19 protein-coding genes are annotated in these 17,383 nt (G+C 50.0%); 5 read left to right on the top strand and 14 right to left on the bottom strand.

Features of this window, described 5'->3' with window-relative positions; all coding sequences use genetic code 11:
- The 7 genes from I4W93_RS12710 to I4W93_RS12680 form a co-directional block, all read right to left on the bottom strand.
- Window positions 1-282: a F0F1 ATP synthase subunit C gene (locus I4W93_RS12710; protein WP_205311416.1), complete on the bottom strand. Its 282-nt coding sequence runs from the start codon at window positions 280-282 to the stop codon at window positions 1-3.
- Between the two features lie 80 nt (window positions 283-362).
- Window positions 363-1,070, bottom strand: coding sequence for a F0F1 ATP synthase subunit A (locus tag I4W93_RS12705; RefSeq protein WP_224673425.1), 708 nt, complete (start codon window positions 1,068-1,070; stop codon window positions 363-365).
- Window positions 1,030-1,395, bottom strand: a complete 366-nt coding sequence (locus I4W93_RS12700) for an ATP synthase subunit I (protein ID WP_205311417.1) — start codon at window positions 1,393-1,395, stop codon at window positions 1,030-1,032. Before I4W93_RS12700 ends, I4W93_RS12705 begins: the two co-directional genes overlap by 41 nt.
- A complete protein-coding gene (locus tag I4W93_RS12695; RefSeq protein ID WP_205311418.1) occupies window positions 1,355-1,795 on the bottom strand; it encodes an AtpZ/AtpI family protein in 441 nt (146 codons plus the stop codon). Before I4W93_RS12695 ends, I4W93_RS12700 begins: the two co-directional genes overlap by 41 nt.
- Window positions 1,796-1,808: 13 nt before the next feature.
- The gene (locus I4W93_RS12690; RefSeq protein WP_224673423.1) at window positions 1,809-2,225 is read right to left on the bottom strand and encodes a F0F1 ATP synthase subunit epsilon; all 417 of its coding nucleotides are present in this window, start codon (window positions 2,223-2,225) and stop codon (window positions 1,809-1,811) included.
- On the bottom strand, window positions 2,200-3,687 hold the full coding sequence (gene atpD, locus I4W93_RS12685; RefSeq protein WP_205311419.1) for a F0F1 ATP synthase subunit beta: 1,488 nt from the start codon (window positions 3,685-3,687) through the stop codon (window positions 2,200-2,202). Before atpD ends, I4W93_RS12690 begins: the two co-directional genes overlap by 26 nt.
- Window positions 3,688-3,889: 202 nt before the next feature.
- Window positions 3,890-4,339: an SRPBCC family protein gene (locus I4W93_RS12680; protein WP_205311420.1), complete on the bottom strand. Its 450-nt coding sequence runs from the start codon at window positions 4,337-4,339 to the stop codon at window positions 3,890-3,892.
- Between the two features lie 109 nt (window positions 4,340-4,448).
- On the opposite strand from I4W93_RS12680, the gene I4W93_RS12675 reads away from it, so the two are divergent.
- Window positions 4,449-5,135: a hypothetical protein gene (locus I4W93_RS12675; RefSeq protein WP_205311421.1), complete on the top strand. Its 687-nt coding sequence runs from the start codon at window positions 4,449-4,451 to the stop codon at window positions 5,133-5,135.
- Window positions 5,136-5,208: 73 nt separating this feature from the next.
- Here I4W93_RS12675 and I4W93_RS12670 read toward each other — a convergent pair whose 3' ends face one another.
- The 3 genes from I4W93_RS12670 to guaB all read right to left on the bottom strand — a co-directional run bounded on the left by I4W93_RS12670 (window position 5,209) and on the right by guaB (window position 8,608).
- The gene (locus tag I4W93_RS12670) at window positions 5,209-5,379 is read right to left on the bottom strand and encodes a DUF3012 domain-containing protein (protein WP_205311422.1); all 171 of its coding nucleotides are present in this window, start codon (window positions 5,377-5,379) and stop codon (window positions 5,209-5,211) included.
- A gap of 124 nt (window positions 5,380-5,503) precedes the next feature.
- Window positions 5,504-7,081 (bottom strand): glutamine-hydrolyzing GMP synthase, encoded by a 1,578-nt coding sequence (guaA, locus tag I4W93_RS12665; RefSeq protein ID WP_205311423.1) that lies wholly within the window; start codon window positions 7,079-7,081, stop codon window positions 5,504-5,506.
- 57 nt (window positions 7,082-7,138) lie between these two features.
- The gene (gene guaB / locus I4W93_RS12660) at window positions 7,139-8,608 is read right to left on the bottom strand and encodes an IMP dehydrogenase (protein ID WP_205311424.1); all 1,470 of its coding nucleotides are present in this window, start codon (window positions 8,606-8,608) and stop codon (window positions 7,139-7,141) included.
- A gap of 140 nt (window positions 8,609-8,748) precedes the next feature.
- Between guaB and xseA the strand changes: the two genes are divergently transcribed.
- From xseA to I4W93_RS12640, 4 genes are all read left to right on the top strand, one after another.
- Window positions 8,749-10,089 carry an exodeoxyribonuclease VII large subunit gene (gene xseA, locus I4W93_RS12655; protein WP_205311425.1) on the top strand — a complete coding sequence of 447 codons (1,341 nt, stop codon included), beginning with the start codon at window positions 8,749-8,751 and terminating at the stop codon, window positions 10,087-10,089.
- A gap of 99 nt (window positions 10,090-10,188) precedes the next feature.
- Window positions 10,189-11,016 (top strand): MipA/OmpV family protein, encoded by an 828-nt coding sequence (locus tag I4W93_RS12650; protein ID WP_205311426.1) that lies wholly within the window; start codon window positions 10,189-10,191, stop codon window positions 11,014-11,016.
- 77 nt (window positions 11,017-11,093) lie between these two features.
- Window positions 11,094-11,381, top strand: a complete 288-nt coding sequence (gene nadS, locus I4W93_RS12645; RefSeq protein WP_205311427.1) for a NadS family protein — start codon at window positions 11,094-11,096, stop codon at window positions 11,379-11,381.
- A 135-nt stretch (window positions 11,382-11,516) separates the two neighbouring features.
- Window positions 11,517-12,104 carry a gamma-glutamylcyclotransferase gene (locus tag I4W93_RS12640; RefSeq protein WP_205311428.1) on the top strand — a complete coding sequence of 196 codons (588 nt, stop codon included), beginning with the start codon at window positions 11,517-11,519 and terminating at the stop codon, window positions 12,102-12,104.
- Window positions 12,105-12,262: 158 nt separating this feature from the next.
- On the opposite strand, the gene I4W93_RS12635 is transcribed toward I4W93_RS12640, so the two are convergent.
- From I4W93_RS12635 to I4W93_RS12620, 4 genes are all read right to left on the bottom strand, one after another.
- Window positions 12,263-12,715 (bottom strand): hypothetical protein, encoded by a 453-nt coding sequence (locus I4W93_RS12635; RefSeq protein ID WP_205311429.1) that lies wholly within the window; start codon window positions 12,713-12,715, stop codon window positions 12,263-12,265.
- A 135-nt stretch (window positions 12,716-12,850) separates the two neighbouring features.
- The gene (locus I4W93_RS12630; protein ID WP_205311430.1) at window positions 12,851-13,870 is read right to left on the bottom strand and encodes a zinc-binding alcohol dehydrogenase family protein; all 1,020 of its coding nucleotides are present in this window, start codon (window positions 13,868-13,870) and stop codon (window positions 12,851-12,853) included.
- A 28-nt stretch (window positions 13,871-13,898) separates the two neighbouring features.
- On the bottom strand, window positions 13,899-15,263 hold the full coding sequence (locus I4W93_RS12625; protein WP_205311431.1) for a sigma-54-dependent transcriptional regulator: 1,365 nt from the start codon (window positions 15,261-15,263) through the stop codon (window positions 13,899-13,901).
- Window positions 15,256-17,139 (bottom strand): ATP-binding protein, encoded by a 1,884-nt coding sequence (locus tag I4W93_RS12620; protein ID WP_205311432.1) that lies wholly within the window; start codon window positions 17,137-17,139, stop codon window positions 15,256-15,258. The genes I4W93_RS12625 and I4W93_RS12620 overlap by 8 nt, the downstream gene beginning before the upstream one ends.
- Window positions 17,140-17,383: the final 244 nt, after the last annotated feature.

The following is a 17,383-nucleotide window of genomic DNA, read 5'->3' as shown; positions in this document are numbered from 1 at the left end:
TTAGTTCCCGGTTGCCTGAGCAATAACGTAATTCCAAAATGGATTAGCAAACAGCAAAATCATTGAAACCACAAAACAGTAAATTGCCGTCGATTCAATCATCGCCAGCCCGACAAACAAAGTACGGGTAATGGTCGCCGAGGCATCGGGTTGTTGTGCTAATGATGACAGTGCAACGGCCACTGCCTTACCTTCACCAAGCGAAGGCCCGATAACGCCAATGGCGATAGTAATACCGGCCGTAATAATAGATACCACGGCAATAATCGTCATGCTGTCCATATAACCTCCATAAAAATTGCTGCTGTTAAACCTGCTCTATGCCAGTCTTATCGCCACACTGCCATGTTGTGCTAATGGTTTTATGCTGCCGGCGCAGGCGTGCGTGACCGCGTAGCGGCCGCGATATACACCGTAGCCAGAATAAAAAAGATATAGGCCTGGACTATGCCGGTTAGCAAACCCAGTAATGTCAGTACAATAGGAAACAAAAATGGCGTAATGCTCAGTAAAATGCCGATAATCATCGCACCACTCATCATGTTGCCAAATAAGCGTACTGCCAGCGCCAGAGTGCGGGACACTTCACTGATAATATTAAACGGCAGCATAATAAAAGTGGGTTGAGTATACGAATACAGGTAGGCACCAATACCTTGCTGACTAATGCCAAACACCGGCACAGCAACAAATACGCACAGTGCCAGCGCAACCGTGCTGGACAGTGAGCCAGTAGGCGGTTCAAAGCCGGGAAACATCGTGCCCAGCGCTGAAATAGCAATAAATAAGAACAACGAACCAAGAAAACTCAGGTATTTCTCTGGCTGGCTAAGGCCAACATCTTTAATTTGTTTGCTAATATTCAGCACCACCACTTCCAGCACATTTTGCCAGCGCGAGCGATGCAAGTCTGTCGACAACTTGCGCGTTACTAACCAGGATCCCAGTACCAGAACCAGGATCACCAGCCAGCTAAACACAATAGTTGCGTTAAGTTTAACGAAACCCAGTTGCCAAAAAATAATTTGATCAGGACTTAGCCGCATAGCGACTATTCTGTCTGATTGCATCAGCTTGCTCTGTACGCTGGGCAACACAGGTAACAAAAAGGCGTGCCAAAACAAAACCCAGCAATGCCACCATTGCGCTGAATACACTTACCACAAGCAAGAAATAGAAGCCCAACATTACGCTGCCTAGCCGAACTAGCAGGCTGCCACAACATAGTAAGCCTGGGTATTTACTATTACCAAGCTGACGTACGGTCCACCAAAGGCCGGCAAAATACCCTACGCCAAGCGCAACGCCTGCCAGTAGCGCAAGCACAGCGTAAATAACCGTAATGCTGATATCATTAATCAACATCGTCATTGCCGCCGTGTTGATGTATATCATGGTCTTCCTTTTCCACCCAGCGCCAGGCATTAAAGCAGCCTAAACATAAGCCAGCGACCAACAGCATTAACGTCCAGGACTGAGCTGATGGGTAGCGTTTGTCCAACCACATACCCAAGGCAGCACCCAGTAACGTTGGCACCACTACTGACCAGCCAATTAACCCCATCATGCCCAAACCCGACCAAACGTTTTTTGTTACACTTTGCTGTGCCTGCAATTTACGCGCGGCGATATCACCCACTTTTTGGCTAAAACCAGCACCTCGCCGCTCTGAGGCCGCCGCTTGAACACGCGCTGTTTTTGCGTGGTCTGTTTTAGCGCTTACCGCTTTGCCGCCTTTGGCGTTGATGCTATCGGCTTTAGTGCTGCCAGGCTTGGGATCCGCCTTGTTGTTCATAGCCAAATCTTTTTCATGATAGGCTCTTGTCTTGTTCAAAGCCGGCCAAGCGGCGAATTAAGCCACCTTCCATTTTCGCCAGCACTGCGCGTACCTTTTGCTCCTGCGCATCTAACTGAATAAACTCTTGCTCTAATGCCTCGCGCAGCTTGTCCAGCCCCATACCCGCCATAGCATTACGCACCGAAACCAGCACCTCTAAACCGGTTTTTACCAGTATGCCCTCATCAACCGCGACGTAGGCTTCTTCTTTACCTTCCACCACAAACGCCAGGATGCCAGCTGACAACGCAGCGACACAATCAAGCCGGTGCGGCAAAATACCCATAGCACCGTCATGTGTCATCGCAACGATGCTTTTCACCTGTTGCTGCTGTGAAAATACTTTATAGGGCAACAAGATTTTAAGCGTAATCAGGGTGGTTGGCATCCTGTGGCTCTCCCGTGCTTAATGGTTTGTTGGCATCGTTCACGCTGCCAGCGACCTTAGTCGCACCCTCATTTTTAGCGTTGTTAACGTCTTTCTTTTTAGCCTCGTCAATGGCTCCAATCATATACAGTGACGTCTCAGGATAATCTTTAAACTCATCCTGCAAAATGCGCTCGCAGCCATCCAGAGCATCGTTAAGGCTGACTAACTTACCCGGCATACTGGTAAACTGCTCGGTGGTAAAAAAAGGTTGGGTTAAAAAGCGTTCTAATCTGCGGGCACGGCCTACCACATTGCGATCTTCTGGCGATAACTGCTCCATGCCCAACATAGCAATGATGTCTTTAAGCTCAGCGTAATGGGCCAAGGTACTACGTATACGCTGCGCTAAATCATAATGGCGCTGGCCTATTGCGCCCGGAGTCGCCATTTTCGAGCTGGACTGCAGGGGATCAATAGCCGGATAAAGTCCCTCACTGGCCCGCTTGCGCGACAGGACAATAGAGGCCGACAAATGCGAAAAGGTATGCACCGCAGCGGGGTCGGTAAAATCATCGGCTGGCACGTATACCGCCTGTATTGAAGTAATTGCGCCGCTGCCAGTGTTGGCAATGCGCTCTTCAAGCTGCGATAGCTCTGTGCCCATCGTGGGCTGATACCCCAGTCGAGCTGGCATCTGGCCCATTAAACCTGACACCTCCATACCCGCCTGAATAAAACGAAAGATATTGTCTATCAGTAACAGCACATCGCGGTGTTCATCGTCACGGAAATACTCTGCCATAGTCAGTGCTGCATGCCCCACACGAAACCGTGCGCCCGGTGGTTCATTCATCTGGCCAAACACCATCACCATGTTGTCCAGCACGCCAGCGGCTTTCATTTCACGGTGTAGCTCTTCACCCTCCCTACAACGCTCGCCAATACCACAAAAAATACTGACACCGTCATGTTGCCCCACCATGTTATGAATCATCTCGGTTAACAGCACCGTTTTGCCCACGCCCGCACCACCAAACAAGCCGGCTTTGCCTCCTCTCTCAAGCGGCATTAATACATCAATGACTTTAATGCCGGTTTCAAACACTTCGGTTTTCGTCGCGCGCTCTGAAAGTGCAGGGGGTAACTTGTGTACAGAGCGCCACGAAATGTCGGTGGGTTGCGGTTGTTGATCAATTGCCTGACCAAAGACATCAAACATACGTGACAAAATAGCCTTGCCAACCGGTGCTTGTAATGGTGCGCCGCTATCGTGTACCACCATACCTCGCGCCAGCCCCTGGGTAGGCGTAAGCGCAATACCGCGCACACGCTGCGTGTCCAGTTGCGAAAACACTTCAATTAATATGAGGCTGTCTGCACCCGTTTTAAGTACGGTACGAATTGGCGGCAATCGCTGTGTAAACACGATATCCACCACACTGCCGCGCACCGATATTACCCTGCCAACATTGTTAGGCATGGTGATCTATGTCCAGTTAGCGAGCATTTGAGATGTCGGCAACAAATGAATGCCGATAAGATGAGTTCACTTCAAACAATAGCTGATAATGCGAGATTAGCTACTTTGTGTGATGATTAGCGCTAATGAAATGACAACACACTCACCAAAGTAGCTGGATAAAAAATAGCTTCAGCCTAAACAAAGCCGCCACAGCATCGACTTAGCCCTGCTCGCATAACAGCTTGAGTCTTTCGAGCGCTTTCGGCCAGGTATCCAACATATATTGCTCATACTCCGGAGCAATCTCCTGCTCAATATCCAGTCGCGCACCCGTTTCTGTTTCAGTAAAACGGTAATTTTCAAACGCTGGTGCCCAGCTGGTCACCTTGTCGCTGGTAAAATCATCTACACCTGCAACAATAAACCCCAAATGTTTAATCGAGATAAACTCCAACGGTTGATGCTCCGCAATAGTGGCTACCATGCCATCACCGGAGGGAGATAAAAACCGCATTGTTTCGCCTTGCTGCCAACTGCCTTTAAAATACGAGCCTTCGCAAAAAGCGGAAGTCCAGTTACGGTAACCCACATCTGACAACATGCGTTGCCACACCGTTTGCACCGGCGCATTGATCACAATACTGAAATTAAGTTGTTTTACGTTGCGCATGTTTACTCTTCTTAGTTGTGTTGACCAGCGCGATAATAATCTAGTATCCGCTGCTCTATCCTGTTTATTCTGGCTTATACTTTAGCCATAAATTGAGCGGGAGCCAAATATGATAAACCGGCGCGGTAGCCTCTTACTATTGGTAATAGTTATGTGCCAGGCGGCAGTCGCTGCACCAAAGCAACATTTAGTGTTTTCACATTCCGGTCATCCGGTTACCCGCGATCGGTTGATACCGCTGTTACAAGAGGTGTATGGCAACCTTGGCTACCAACTAACTTTTCAGGAAGCAGACGGCGCCAGAGCATTAAAATTGTTAAATGATGGCCTGGTAGATGGGGATGTTGGCAGGTTAGCCCCGTTGCTAAGCAAGCTGGATAACGCTGCCCCTGTCGTGCTGTTAGACACAGTACAAGTTGTACTGTATTGCCGGCCAGACCTGCCTTGTGACAGCGCCGTGCTGTTAGATCCTAAACAACGTGTGCTAGTACCAACCCAGGATGCGACGTTACAAATACTTACCAGCGACATTCAGGCAAAACGCTATTTCAATAGCGACTGGCATAACATAATTGTGATGTTTAATGCTGGTAAAGTGGACTATCTGGTGTGGATAGAAAGCGATTTACTGCAACCGCCTAAGCTGGAAAACGCCAATAGATCCGAAACGAACATTGGTCCTTTCGGGCTATATCATATACTGCATAAAAAACATCAACAGCTGGGTAGCTCCATTGCTGTAATGCTTAGTAAACAGTTAAACCAACTTGGTTTTAATTTGGAACAGGCTCAGTAGTTTGCTCGTTTGCCCCAAGGCAGCCATTAGCAAATACGCTAATGGCCGGTGCTGAACACCGGCTATATAGCCATTATTCTTCCGTTTTAAATACACAATGCTTGGCAAAATCGGTAGCTTCGTTGGCTGTCCAATCGCCTTTGGGCTTTTCCTTCATGCTGTCACACCATTTTTTGCTACCCACTTCAGGCGCACAAGCGGTTAAAAATGCACAACACGCCAGCAGTAATCCTAATTTTTTCATGTTAACTCACTCCTTCAGATTAAAAATACCGGTATATAGTGCCAAATATCAGCTGAACCGCAACTTGATAGCTTATAAAAAAGGCCAGCATTGCGCTGGCCTTTTTGTATTTAGCTTGGGAAAGTTATTCCCACTCAATTGTCGCTGGTGGTTTACCGCTGATATCGTATACCACGCGGGAGATACCGTTAATTTCATTGATAATACGGTTAGATACTTTACCCAGTAGCCCATATGGCAGATGGGCCCAATGCGCGGTCATAAAGTCGATGGTTTCTACTGCACGCAGTGATACTACCCAGTCGTACTTACGCGCATCGCCCATTACACCTACCGATTTTACCGGCAAGAATACCGCAAACGCCTGGCTTACTTTGTTGTAAAGGTCGGCTTTGTGTAGCTCTTCGATAAAGATGGCATCGGCGCGGCGCAGGATATCGCAGTAGTCTTTTTTAATTTCGCCCAGTACGCGCACACCTAAACCAGGGCCAGGGAACGGATGACGGTAAAGCATGTCGTATGGCAGGCCCAGCTCTAAGCCCACTTTACGCACTTCGTCTTTAAACAGCTCACGCAGTGGCTCTACTAAGCCCAGCTTCATATGCGCGGGCAAACCGCCGACGTTATGGTGCGATTTAATCACGTGCGCTTTACCGGTAGCAGAACCGGCAGATTCAATTACGTCAGGGTAAATGGTGCCCTGTGCCAGCCACTTGGCGTTTTCCAGTAACTGCGATTGCTCGTCGAATACTTCAACAAACACCCGGCCGATGATCTTACGCTTGGCTTCCGGATCGTTCTCGCCGGCCAGTGCCGATAAGAAACGCTCCTCGGCGTCAACTTTAATAATGTTCAGGCCAAAATGGTCGCCAAACATATCCATTACCTGCTTGCCTTCGTTTAAGCGCAGCAGGCCGTTATCAACAAATACGCAAGTCAGGTTTTTACCGATAGCACGGTGTAGCAACATCGCCACCACAGAGCTGTCAACGCCGCCGGACAAGCCTAATATAACGCGGTCATCGCCAATCTGTTGCTTTAAGCGGATAACAGCGTCTTCAATAATCGATGCCGGTGTCCACAGTTTGTCACAACCACAGATATCCACCACGAAATGCTCCAGCATACGCAGCCCCTGACGGGTGTGGGTAACTTCCGGGTGAAACTGCACGCCGTAGAACTGACGGGCTTCATCTACCATGCCGGCATGCGGGCAGGTGGTGGTGCTGGCACAGGTAATAAAACCTTCCGGAACTTGCACTACCTTGTCGCCGTGGCTCATCCACACGTCTAACAAAGCATTACCGTTACCGCCAACGTGGTCTTCAATTTTGGCAAATAAATCGTTCGCTGCGACCACTTCAACCTGAGCATAGCCAAACTCGCGCATGTCCGAGCCCTGCACCTTGCCGCCTAACTGCTCGGCCATGGTTTGCATGCCGTAGCATATACCCAATACCGGCACGCCCGCTTCAAACACATATTGAGGGGCCCGCGGAGAGTTGGCTTCGTGTACACTTTCCGGGCCGCCGGACAAAATAATACCGGTTGGGTTAAAGTCACGAATTTGCGCTTCGGTAACATCCCAGGCCCACAGCTCACAATACACGCCAATTTCGCGCACGCGGCGGGCAATCAGCTGAGTATACTGCGAACCAAAGTCGAGGATTAAGATGCGGTGGTGATGAATGTTTTTGTTCATAGCGACCTTTAAAAAGTAAAGCGGCCGGGGTGAGCCAGCCGATAAAACAGTAAACAGTTAGCCTAAGCGGTAGTTTGGCGCTTCTTTGGTAATTTGCACATCATGCACATGCGACTCGCCCATACCGGCCGAAGTTACCCGGACAAACTCTGGCTTAGTGCGCAGCTCGTCAATGGTAGCGCAACCGGTTAAGCCCATGGCGCTGCGCAGGCCACCCATTTGCTGGTGAATAATGTTTTCCATCGGGCCTTTATACGCCACGCGGCCTTCGATACCTTCCGGTACCAGTTTCTCGGCGTTGTTGCTGCCTTGGAAATAACGGTCAGACGAGCCGTTACGCTGTGCCATGGCACCTAACGAGCCCATACCACGGTAAGACTTATAGTAGCGGCCCTGATATAGCTCAACATCACCCGGCGCTTCTTCAGTACCGGCAAACATCGAGCCCACCATGACCAGGTTTGCACCGGCAACCAAGGCTTTGGCTACATCACCGGAGAAACGAATACCGCCGTCGGCAATAATGGTCACATCGGTACCGGCTACGCCCATAGCGGCTTCAGAAATAGCGGTAATTTGCGGCACACCACAACCGGTAACAATACGGGTAGTACAAATAGAGCCCGGGCCAATGCCCACTTTTACTGCGTTGGCACCCGCAGCTGCCAGCGCCTTGGCACCTTCAGCGGTGGCCACATTACCGGCGACAATTTGTAAATCCGGGTACTGGGCACGGGTTTGTTTAACACGGTCAATTACACCTTGTGAATGGCCGTGCGAGGTATCAATCAGCAGAATATCTACGCCGGCTTCTACCAGCGCAGCAATGCGCTCGTCGGTGCCTGGGCCGACGCCCACTGCCGCGCCAACACGCAAGCGGCCTAATTCGTCTTTACAGGCGTTAGGCTTGCTGGCAGCTTTGTAGTAGTCGCGTACGGTAATTAAACCTTTTAATTTAAATTCGCTGTCGACCACCAACACTTTTTCAATGCGGTGCTGGTGCATCTTTTTAAAGGCTTCTTCACGCGGGGCAGTTTCAAGCACTGTGACTAAACGCTCGCGTGGCGTCATTAGGCTGGAGACTTTCTCGTTGTTATTCGCTTCAAAGCTCATATCGCGGCTGGTTAGCATGCCCACCAGGTTGTTGCTGGCATCGACTACCGGAAAGCCAGAGAAACCGCACTGCTGCGCTAACGCCTGCACTTCGCGGATACTCATATCCGGCGTTACCGTTACCGGGTCAGACACTACGCCACTTTCGAACTTTTTAACTTTGCGAACGTTAGCGGCCTGCTCTTCGATGGTCATGTTTTTATGAATAAAACCTAAGCCACCTTCCTGTGCCAGCGCTATGGCTAATCGGGCTTCAGTTACCGTGTCCATAGACGCAGAAACCATAGGAATATTCAGCGTGATGCTTTTAGTCAGTCGGGTGCGTAAATCGGCTGTGTGAGGTAGTACACTAGAGTGCGCCGGTACCAATAACACGTCGTCAAAGGTAAGGGCTTCTTGTTTGATCCTGAGCATTGCAACAATCTCGCTGTGGCTGAAAAGATGGGGAATGTTGCGGCGCAATTTTAACGGTTTTGCGCGCGTATCACAAACGCTTTTTTGTTTTATGTTACTCTACCGCTTTCGTTGTCAGGCCAGCTGCCGGTACATTTTTTATGCAAAACCCCGATATCTATAGTGTTTCCAGGTTAAACAGTGAAGTACGCCTTACGCTGGAGCTGCAGTTTCAAACACTGTGGTTGCAGGGCGAAGTGTCTAATTTTGTCGCTGCGGCATCGGGCCACTGGTATTTCTCGTTAAAAGACAGCGCCGCCCAGGTTAAGTGCGCCATGTTTAAAATGGCTAACCGCAACAGCAGCTTTCGGCCGCAAAACGGCCAGCAGGTGCTTATTCGTGCCCGCATCAGCGTGTACGAGCCGCGGGGCGAGTATCAGTTATTGGCTGAATTTATCGAAAGCGCCGGCGCCGGCTTACTAAAACAGCAGTTTGAACAGTTAAAAGCCAAATTACAGGCCGAAGGTTTATTTGACCCGGCCGGCAAAAAACCACTGCCGGCACAGGTGCAGCGTGTCGGGGTAATTACCTCGCCCACCGGCGCTGCCGTGCGCGATATTGTTACCGTGTTAAAACGCCGTGCGCCAGGCATTGAGGTAATTATTTACCCGTCGCAAGTGCAGGGCGAAACGGCAGCCGCGCAATTACGCAATATGCTAAGCACAGCGATACGCCGCAACGAAGTGGATGTACTCATAATCGGCCGTGGCGGTGGCTCGTTAGAAGACTTATGGTGCTTTAACGATGAAGCCTTATGCCGCGCGGTAGCCGCCTGCCCTATTCCGATTGTTAGCGCAGTAGGCCATGAAATCGACTTTGCCCTTACCGACTTTGTCGCCGATGTGCGCGCGCCCACACCCTCTGCTGCGGCAGAGCTGGTATCGCCGGATCAATCGCATTTGCTTGAGCGCATTATGCGATTGCGCAGTGCGCTTATTCAGGCCCAGCGTGCCCGCATGCAACACGCCGCGCCCAAACTGTTAAACCTAAGCCAGCGCCTGTTAGCCCTGCACCCGAAACGGCGTTTACAGCAACAACAACAACGGCTGGATGAGCTGCAACTGCGCTTAAGCGCCAGTGCCAAACGCACGCTGCAAGGCGCGCAGCAACAGCAGCAGTATCTGGATAAAAGTCTGCGCCAGTTATCGCCGGTTAAAACTTTACTGCAATACACTCAGCATATTACTCAGCTGGAACGCCGGCTTATAAATGCCCAGCAGTTGCAGTTAAAGCAAAGCAAGCAACAACTGGCGCAGTTAAGCAGCCAGCTAAACACCGTAAGCCCGCTGGCAACCCTGGCCCGCGGTTACAGCATTACCTTTGACGATAAACAGCAGGTAGTCACCAGCAGCAGCCAGCTAAAAGCCGGCGATAAAGTAGCTATTAAACTGGCGGAAGGCAGTTTTGATGCGCAAGTGACAAAGCTGAATGAGGTTAAGTAATAAAAGTGCGTTAATAAGATCTACCGACAACAGTTATACGTAAACCGGAACTGAATACTCTCGTTGCACTCTGCCCTGCTGATACAGCTAAGGTTTTATATGAAAAAGTTTACCGGTTTACTGTTGGCCATTTTACTACATGGTTTTTTCCCTCAAACCGCATTAGCGCAAAACGACAACGCAGCGCTGGTACCTTTGCCGTCAGTTGACGACTTTACTAAAGGTAATGATGGTTGGGCTTTCGCGCTGGGTGCGGGTATCGAGTATGAAACCGCTTACGAGGGCTCAGACGAATTTGGTTTTGAAGTACAGCCAGCCGGCGCGGTGCAGTGGCGCAGCGGTAATGACATTTTCTATTTTGCCGGTGAAGCTCTGGGTTGGCGCGGCCTGCGCTCAGACACCTGGCTACTGGAGGCCTTAATTGGCTTTGATGAGGGCCGGGAAGAAAATGACTCTGACGATGGCCGCCTTGATGGGCTGGGTGACACCGAAGAGGGCTTTGAATTAGTGCTGCAGGCACGCCGGGCGTTTAACAACGACTGGCGTTATTGGTTGGTAGGCCGGCTGGTCAGCGGAGACAACGGCAACCTTGGCCTGTTTGGTGTGGGGCGACGCTTCGGTGATAAAACCGACGGTTCCGGCTCTGAACTTAATCTGGTGGCGGTATTTCACGACAGCAAATATGCCAATACCGGTTTTGGTATCACCGCAGAGCAATCACTGGCATCGGGTTTAGACGAAACCAACCTGAGTGGCGGCTTACGTTCAATCGGCATTGATTACAACTACCGGCACAATATCAACGACAACTGGCAGATTTTCGCCGAGGCACTGTATGAGCATTTCAGCAGCGACGTGCGCAACAGCCCCATCGCCCGCAGCAACTATGAAGCCGAAATAGGTATTGGGTTTATTTATATCTTTTAGATTCACTTTGCTGCAATTGACGGAGGTATTCTTTTGCAGCATATTTAGGCAAAACTACGCCAATGACGCATATATTGATGAAAGATAAACTGTTCGACCAACTACTGGAAAGCGTTGAAGAAATGGGTGAGATTGTTCGCGGTGAACGCCAGCCATCGCGTGAAACTTTCGTTGCGGCTATAAAAGTGAAAGAAATTCGCCAGAAAACGAACCTGACACAAGCAGCATTTGCCGATCTGATTGATGTACAGCTGGGTACGCTGCGTAACTGGGAACAAGGACGCCGCGAGCCTACCGGCCCGGCTAAAGCTTTGCTGCGTGCAATTGAGCGTGCTCCAGAGAACGTACTGGCGGCACTCAATTAATACCGTAGCCTTTCAGCTACCAGATGGCCGCTTGTGTTACTAAATAGCAGAAGCCAGATAATTATCAGATCAACATCACAAGTTAATTTTGTTCTACCCTTAAAATTCACAGCTTAATTTCGAAAAAGAAGCTTCATGTCACATAACACCATATCTTTGAATAAACAACGCCAGCCGTTGCATCACCTGGATTCAGTGTGGCTGTTTGGCTATGGCTCGCTGATTTATAAAACTGACTTTGAATATCTGGATTGTAGGCCAGCCTGCATTTATGGCTGGGAAAGGCGGTTTTGGCAGGGATCGCATGATCATCGTGGTACGCCACAGGCGCCAGGCCGGGTGTTAACCCTTGTTGAATCGCCCGGTGCGCGCTGTGTAGGTATGGCGTATCAGGTAACGCCCGATACCTTTGAGCATTTAGACCATCGCGAGAAAAACGGTTATTTGCGCGTGTTTACCCCACTACACTGGCTAAACGATTCTGACCACAGCGAACCAGACGAAACAGAAGGCGTAGTATATTTAGCCGCTGCCAATAACGAGGCGTATTTAGGCCCGGCCAGTGATGTTGAAATTGCCGTACATATTGCCCAAAGCACAGGCCCAAGTGGCCCAAACAGTGAGTATGTATTGAAACTGGCGCAGGCACTGCGTGATATGAATGAGCAGGACGAACATGTATTTGCTATTGAGCGCGAGCTGTTAAAGCAATTAGATCGATAGTAAAGTGAGAACCGGCAGCACATTACCGTTTTCGGTTGATTGGAATTGTGTAGCGCCCCTTTATGCCGGAAACACCTCAGGGTAAGGACTTCATAATTGACTTTTGTGGGGGCAAGCAAGACGCAACCTCAATATTTCCAGAGTATTGAACACCCTCACTAATGTTTTCGCCGGATTAATTCTGATTTTAAAAACGCTAATGCCTCTTCAATGAATTCTTCATTTTTACTATTCGTTTTATTCAAGTTGTTTTGCAAAAACACAATTCCGTCTGCAATTTGAATAGCATGTAAGCTGCTCATATTTTCAACAACCAGAGCTGAAGTCATTGAGACTTCGTATTCTCCAAATACAATTAACTGGAGAAAAAACTCCAAGTATTTGGAACAATCAAATGTTTCACAAGTAAATACAAAAGTGCCAATATAGCCGTGATTAACCTCTTTGCTTATCTCTGCAACTAAATGATCGACGATGCGTGGCTCATCAAAGTCTGAGAGTATCATAGCAATGGCATGCTTGAGCTTGATATCTGCAGATGTGTTTAGCTCAAATAATAACTCGTCGATAGATTTCGTAGCTGAATTAATACCATCAATAAACGTTGCCATTTTATCCTTTAGGTTTCCCCTGATGAATTCACGCAGCCTATGCTTTATGAGTTTGTAGGCCCGAGGAATTTAACAAAATCTATAACTCACAAATCTGCCTGGACAGAGGCAGTGCAGCGCTAGTTACAGCACTTTTTACCACCCCGCTAACACTACCTTACCTATGGCTTTACCGCTTTCCAGCAGCTGGTGTGCCTGACGTAAGTTGGCGGCGTTTATCGTACCTAGTGTTTGTTTTAATGTGGTTTTGATTTGGCCTTGTTGAATAAGCCGGCTTAAATCAGTAAGCAACTGATGCTGCGCGATAATGTCTGGCGTGTTGAACATGGCGCGGGTAAACATAAACTCCCAGTGCAGCGATATACTCTTTTGCTTTAGCGGCATAATGTCGATGCCGTCTGCGGGGTCGTCTATCAATGCCAACTTGCCCTGCGGGGCCAGCAATTGCACTAACTCGGCGTAATGTTGATTTGTGTGGGTTAAGCTGGCGACATGGCTAACACAGCTTAAATCCAGCGCCTTTAGCTGCGGTAACAACGGTTGGCTGTGATCTACAACATAATGTGCGCCCAGCTCGGTTACCCATTGTTTGCTTTGTGGCCGTGAAGCGGTGGCAATAATGGTTGCGGTGGTGAGTTGCCGCGCCAGTTGCACTAGTATTGAGCCAACACCACCGGCGGCGCCGATGATCAATAACACTGGCCTGGGGTGTTTTAAGCTAGGCTGTTGTATTTCAAGCCGGTCAAATAGCAATTCCCAGGCGGTAATGGCGGTTAATGGTAAGGCAGCGGCTTCGGCATAACTGAGGCTTTCGGGCATAATGGCAACCAAACGCTGATCCACCAGCTGATATTCGCTGTTACTGCCCGGGCGGGTTAACGAGCCGGCGTAATATACCTTGTCACCTGGCTTAAACAGATTAACGTCATCTCCTACCGCGACCACTTCACCAGCAGCATCCCAACCTAATACCTTAAATTGGCCGGCTTCAGGCTGCGCGCGCTGGCGCACTTTAGTGTCTACCGGGTTTACGGATACCGCTTCTACCCGCACTAGAATGTCCTGGCCGCTGGCAACAGGTTGCTCAAGTGCTATATCTTGCAGCGCCAGCGGATTGCTGGCCGCTAACGCGTGTTGGTAGCCTACTGCTTTCATTGCTGTTCTCCCTATATTTGCCACTACCTTAGACGCTAAGCTGATAGCGGTCAATTTTCTTCAGCAAGCCCTGCCGTGACAAACCCAGTAGTCGCGCGGCAAGGCTTTTATTGCCTTTACTTTGCAGCATGGCCTGCTTAATCAAGCGAATTTCAAGTTGTTGCACTGCCGGCTCTAACTGTAGATTGTTGACGTCGGTCGCTAGCTCCGCATGGCCTGCATTAACCGCCTCAGGGTGCAGCAGGCTGATATCTGCCATACTAATTACCCCGCCTTGTGCCACCGCCGCTACGCTTTCTAAGGTGTTTTTTAGCTCACGCACATTACCCGGCCAGTCACGCTGTAAAAACCAGCTAAGTGCGGTACTGTCTAGCCGCAACGATTGCCCTTGCAGGCGCATATGCTGCTCCAGAAAAAATTGCAATAGCAGCGGAATATCCTGCCTGCGCTCACTTAATGCAGTGGTTTCCAGCGTAATGCCTTTGATGCGATAGTATAAGTCTGCCCGGAACAAGCCTTTGTTAACCAAGTCTGGTAAATTGGCATTGGTCGCCGAAATTAACCGCAAATCAATTTTCTGCTGCTCACGGCCACCCACAGCAAAAAAAGTGCCCTCTTGTAGCACCCGTAACAATTTTACCTGCATTGGCAGCGGCATTTCGCCAATTTCATCCAGAAACAACGTGCCCCCGTCCGCCAATTTTAACAAGCCGGGCCGGTCTTTGTCGGCACCGGTAAAGGCACCTTTAACATAGCCAAACAGTTCACTTTCCAGTAAATCTGCCGGAATAGCCCCACAGTGCACTGAGACAAAAGGTTGCGCGCCGCGCCGGCTAAGCTCATGCAACGCTTTAGATATCACTTCTTTGCCGGTGCCAGACGGCCCGGTAACCAGCACCCGCACATCGGTTGGTGCTATGCGCTGAATTAAGGTGCGCATGGCCTCCATCGGAGCTGATACACCAATTAAGCGTGCCACGCCGGCAGTATTATGCTGCTTAAGTTGCTTTAGCTCAGTGTCGAGCTGATGCTTACTTAGTGCCCGTTTAATCACTACGGCCAGTAAATCGGGGTCGACTGGCTTGGCGATAAAGTCCCAGGCACCCAGCGCTATAGCATCTAACGCCAGTTGCCGCTCGGCATGGCCGGTTAGGATAATAACCGGGCGGCTATTAAATTCGGCCAATGCTGCCAGCGTATGCTGCGGATCAAACTCGGGTGGCAGTGACAAATCCAGTAGTATAAGGTCGGCATCAAAGCCACTTAGCGCGGCGCGGGCGCTGTCTAAATCTGCTGCGGTTTGCACCAGATAGCCACTGCCTTGCAGCCAGCTTTGCGCCAGTTGGCGAAAGGCCGGCTCATCGTCTATCAGTAAAATCCGGCCATTAGCCATGTGTATTGTCCTGCAGTTGATAAGTAGAAAGGTTCAAGCTTTGATTAAATTGCAGCTCAAACGTGACCGGCCAGCCCAGATCGTCGCGGTGCCTTACTGCGCCGCCATGTGCCTGCATAATGCGTCGGACTATGGCCAAGCCCAGGCCACTGCCGCCGGAACGTTTACTAACAAAGGGCTGAAACAAGCTGGCTTGTTGGTTACTGGCAATCGCCGGGCCATTGTTGTGTACATACAGCAGTAGCTGATGTTGATTTTGATTGGACTCCAGGCAGATTTTTGCATCCACTTGGTTGCGGCAGAACGCCAACGCATTGTCCAACAAATTGATTAGCACTTGCTGCAGCCGGTAGCTGTCGGCATACACGGTTAAGCCATCGGGGATCTGCAACACACACTGCACTCCTTGCCAGTCTTGTTGGCTAACAATGCTTTGCAGCAGCGGTTTTAATGATACCTGGCTACACTGCAGCTGCAACTGGCCAGAATAGCTTAGCAAGTCGGCTATTAGCCGGTCGGCACGTCTCAGCTGCTGCTGAATGTGCTGTCGCGTATCGGCATTAGTGCTGGCGGCGGCCATAGCAATAATATTCAGCGGGTTACGCAGCTCATGCGCCATAGCGGCAGATAATGCGCCTAACTCAACTAAATGTTGTTGATCCAACCGTTTACGTTCAGCTTCAGCCAATTTTAATGATTGCTCCAAAATACGGCAACTGCTTAGCAGCAAAGCGGCTAACACTTCGCCCTGCAAACGGTAACCCGGAGTAACATCATCCCAGCCCTGCAACTGGTAACTCCAACCTTGAGTATCGCGTAAGCAGGTAATTTGCAGCGCTGCGGCGGCGGTCTGTGCCTGTGGTAATTGAACTGCAACCTGTTGCCGCAGCTGGCCAGACAATAACTGACTTGCCAGCAAAGCCAGGCCCTGCCAGCTGTCTGATTGTTGCAGCTGCAAACGCCAGTGCGCCAGCAACGGCTCGCTCAACTGCACTCCCGGGTAGATCAGCCGTTGCGCCAGCACCGCCAGCGGCCGGTAACATGCCGCAGACAACAACAGTAATAACGCCGAGTACAGCCATAGCTGCGTAGCCGGCACAGCTGCCAGGGCTTGCATGCCTAACTGCCCCAACAAGGCACTTACCAATGCCATCAGTGCCAGCACCAGCAGCAGCATGGCTAACCACAACAACGCTTTGTTAGCAAATGCATTAATTGCCAGTACTTGATAGCGCACCACACCATACACCAACAACAGTAGGTAACTCGGTAGTAACAGCATTGGATACGGGAACCAGTTTAGCCCCAGCGATGGAAACACAAAGCTGGTAGCCAGCAATAAACCCCAGCCGCCCGCCAGAAACATAGCGACAATAGAGCGGCGTTTATTACCACTATGCTGCCGCCAGCCCTGCCACAGCACCAGATGCGCTGCCACCCCTAACGCCACGGTGTAAAGCAGGTTAAACCAGCCAATACCCGCAAAAATAAAAAACGCGTCAAAACCAGCAGTGCGGCTAATTGCGGCGCCACCACCCAGCCAACTCATTGCAATGATTAGCAGGCTAAAGCCATATAGATAGGGTAGCCACTGCCGCCAACGCGGATTGGTATCGGTACTGACAAACTGCAGAGCAAAATGCAGAAAAAACATCGGCATCAGCGGATTAGCCAGTACCAAAGCCATACCCAATTCAGGCCAATGCTGCACAATAGCAATATGACCACTGCACCATAGCGCCATCATGGCGGCAAAACCGGCCAAGGCAGGCATCGCACGCTGACGTTGCCCTTGCCAACCTAGCCAGCCGGCTAGTAATACCGCGCAGGCGCTGGTTAACCCCATGCTGATTTCAAACGCTAACGACAATGCCACCGTAAACCCCGTTTACACCCAGACTAGGTCAAAATCGTAAACCCGGTTAACACAAGACGCAAGTTAAAAATTAAAATCGTTATAAAACAAAGACTAAACTCCGCACTTACAAGGTGGTAAGCATCTTGCTATATCACAAGCAAATCAGCGAATATTTAATGTAGCAAAAGGCACTCAGATGAACAGCAGTATGTTGGTTAACGAAATAATCGCATTGGGCCTGATGATGGCGGTGGCGCTGCTT

This window comes from Rheinheimera maricola (assembly GCF_016918075.2).
Lineage (GTDB): Bacteria > Pseudomonadota > Gammaproteobacteria > Enterobacterales > Alteromonadaceae > Alishewanella > Alishewanella maricola_A.
The sequence above is the reverse complement of the archived record's forward strand: the minus strand, read 5'-3'. Positions and strand labels throughout refer to the sequence as shown.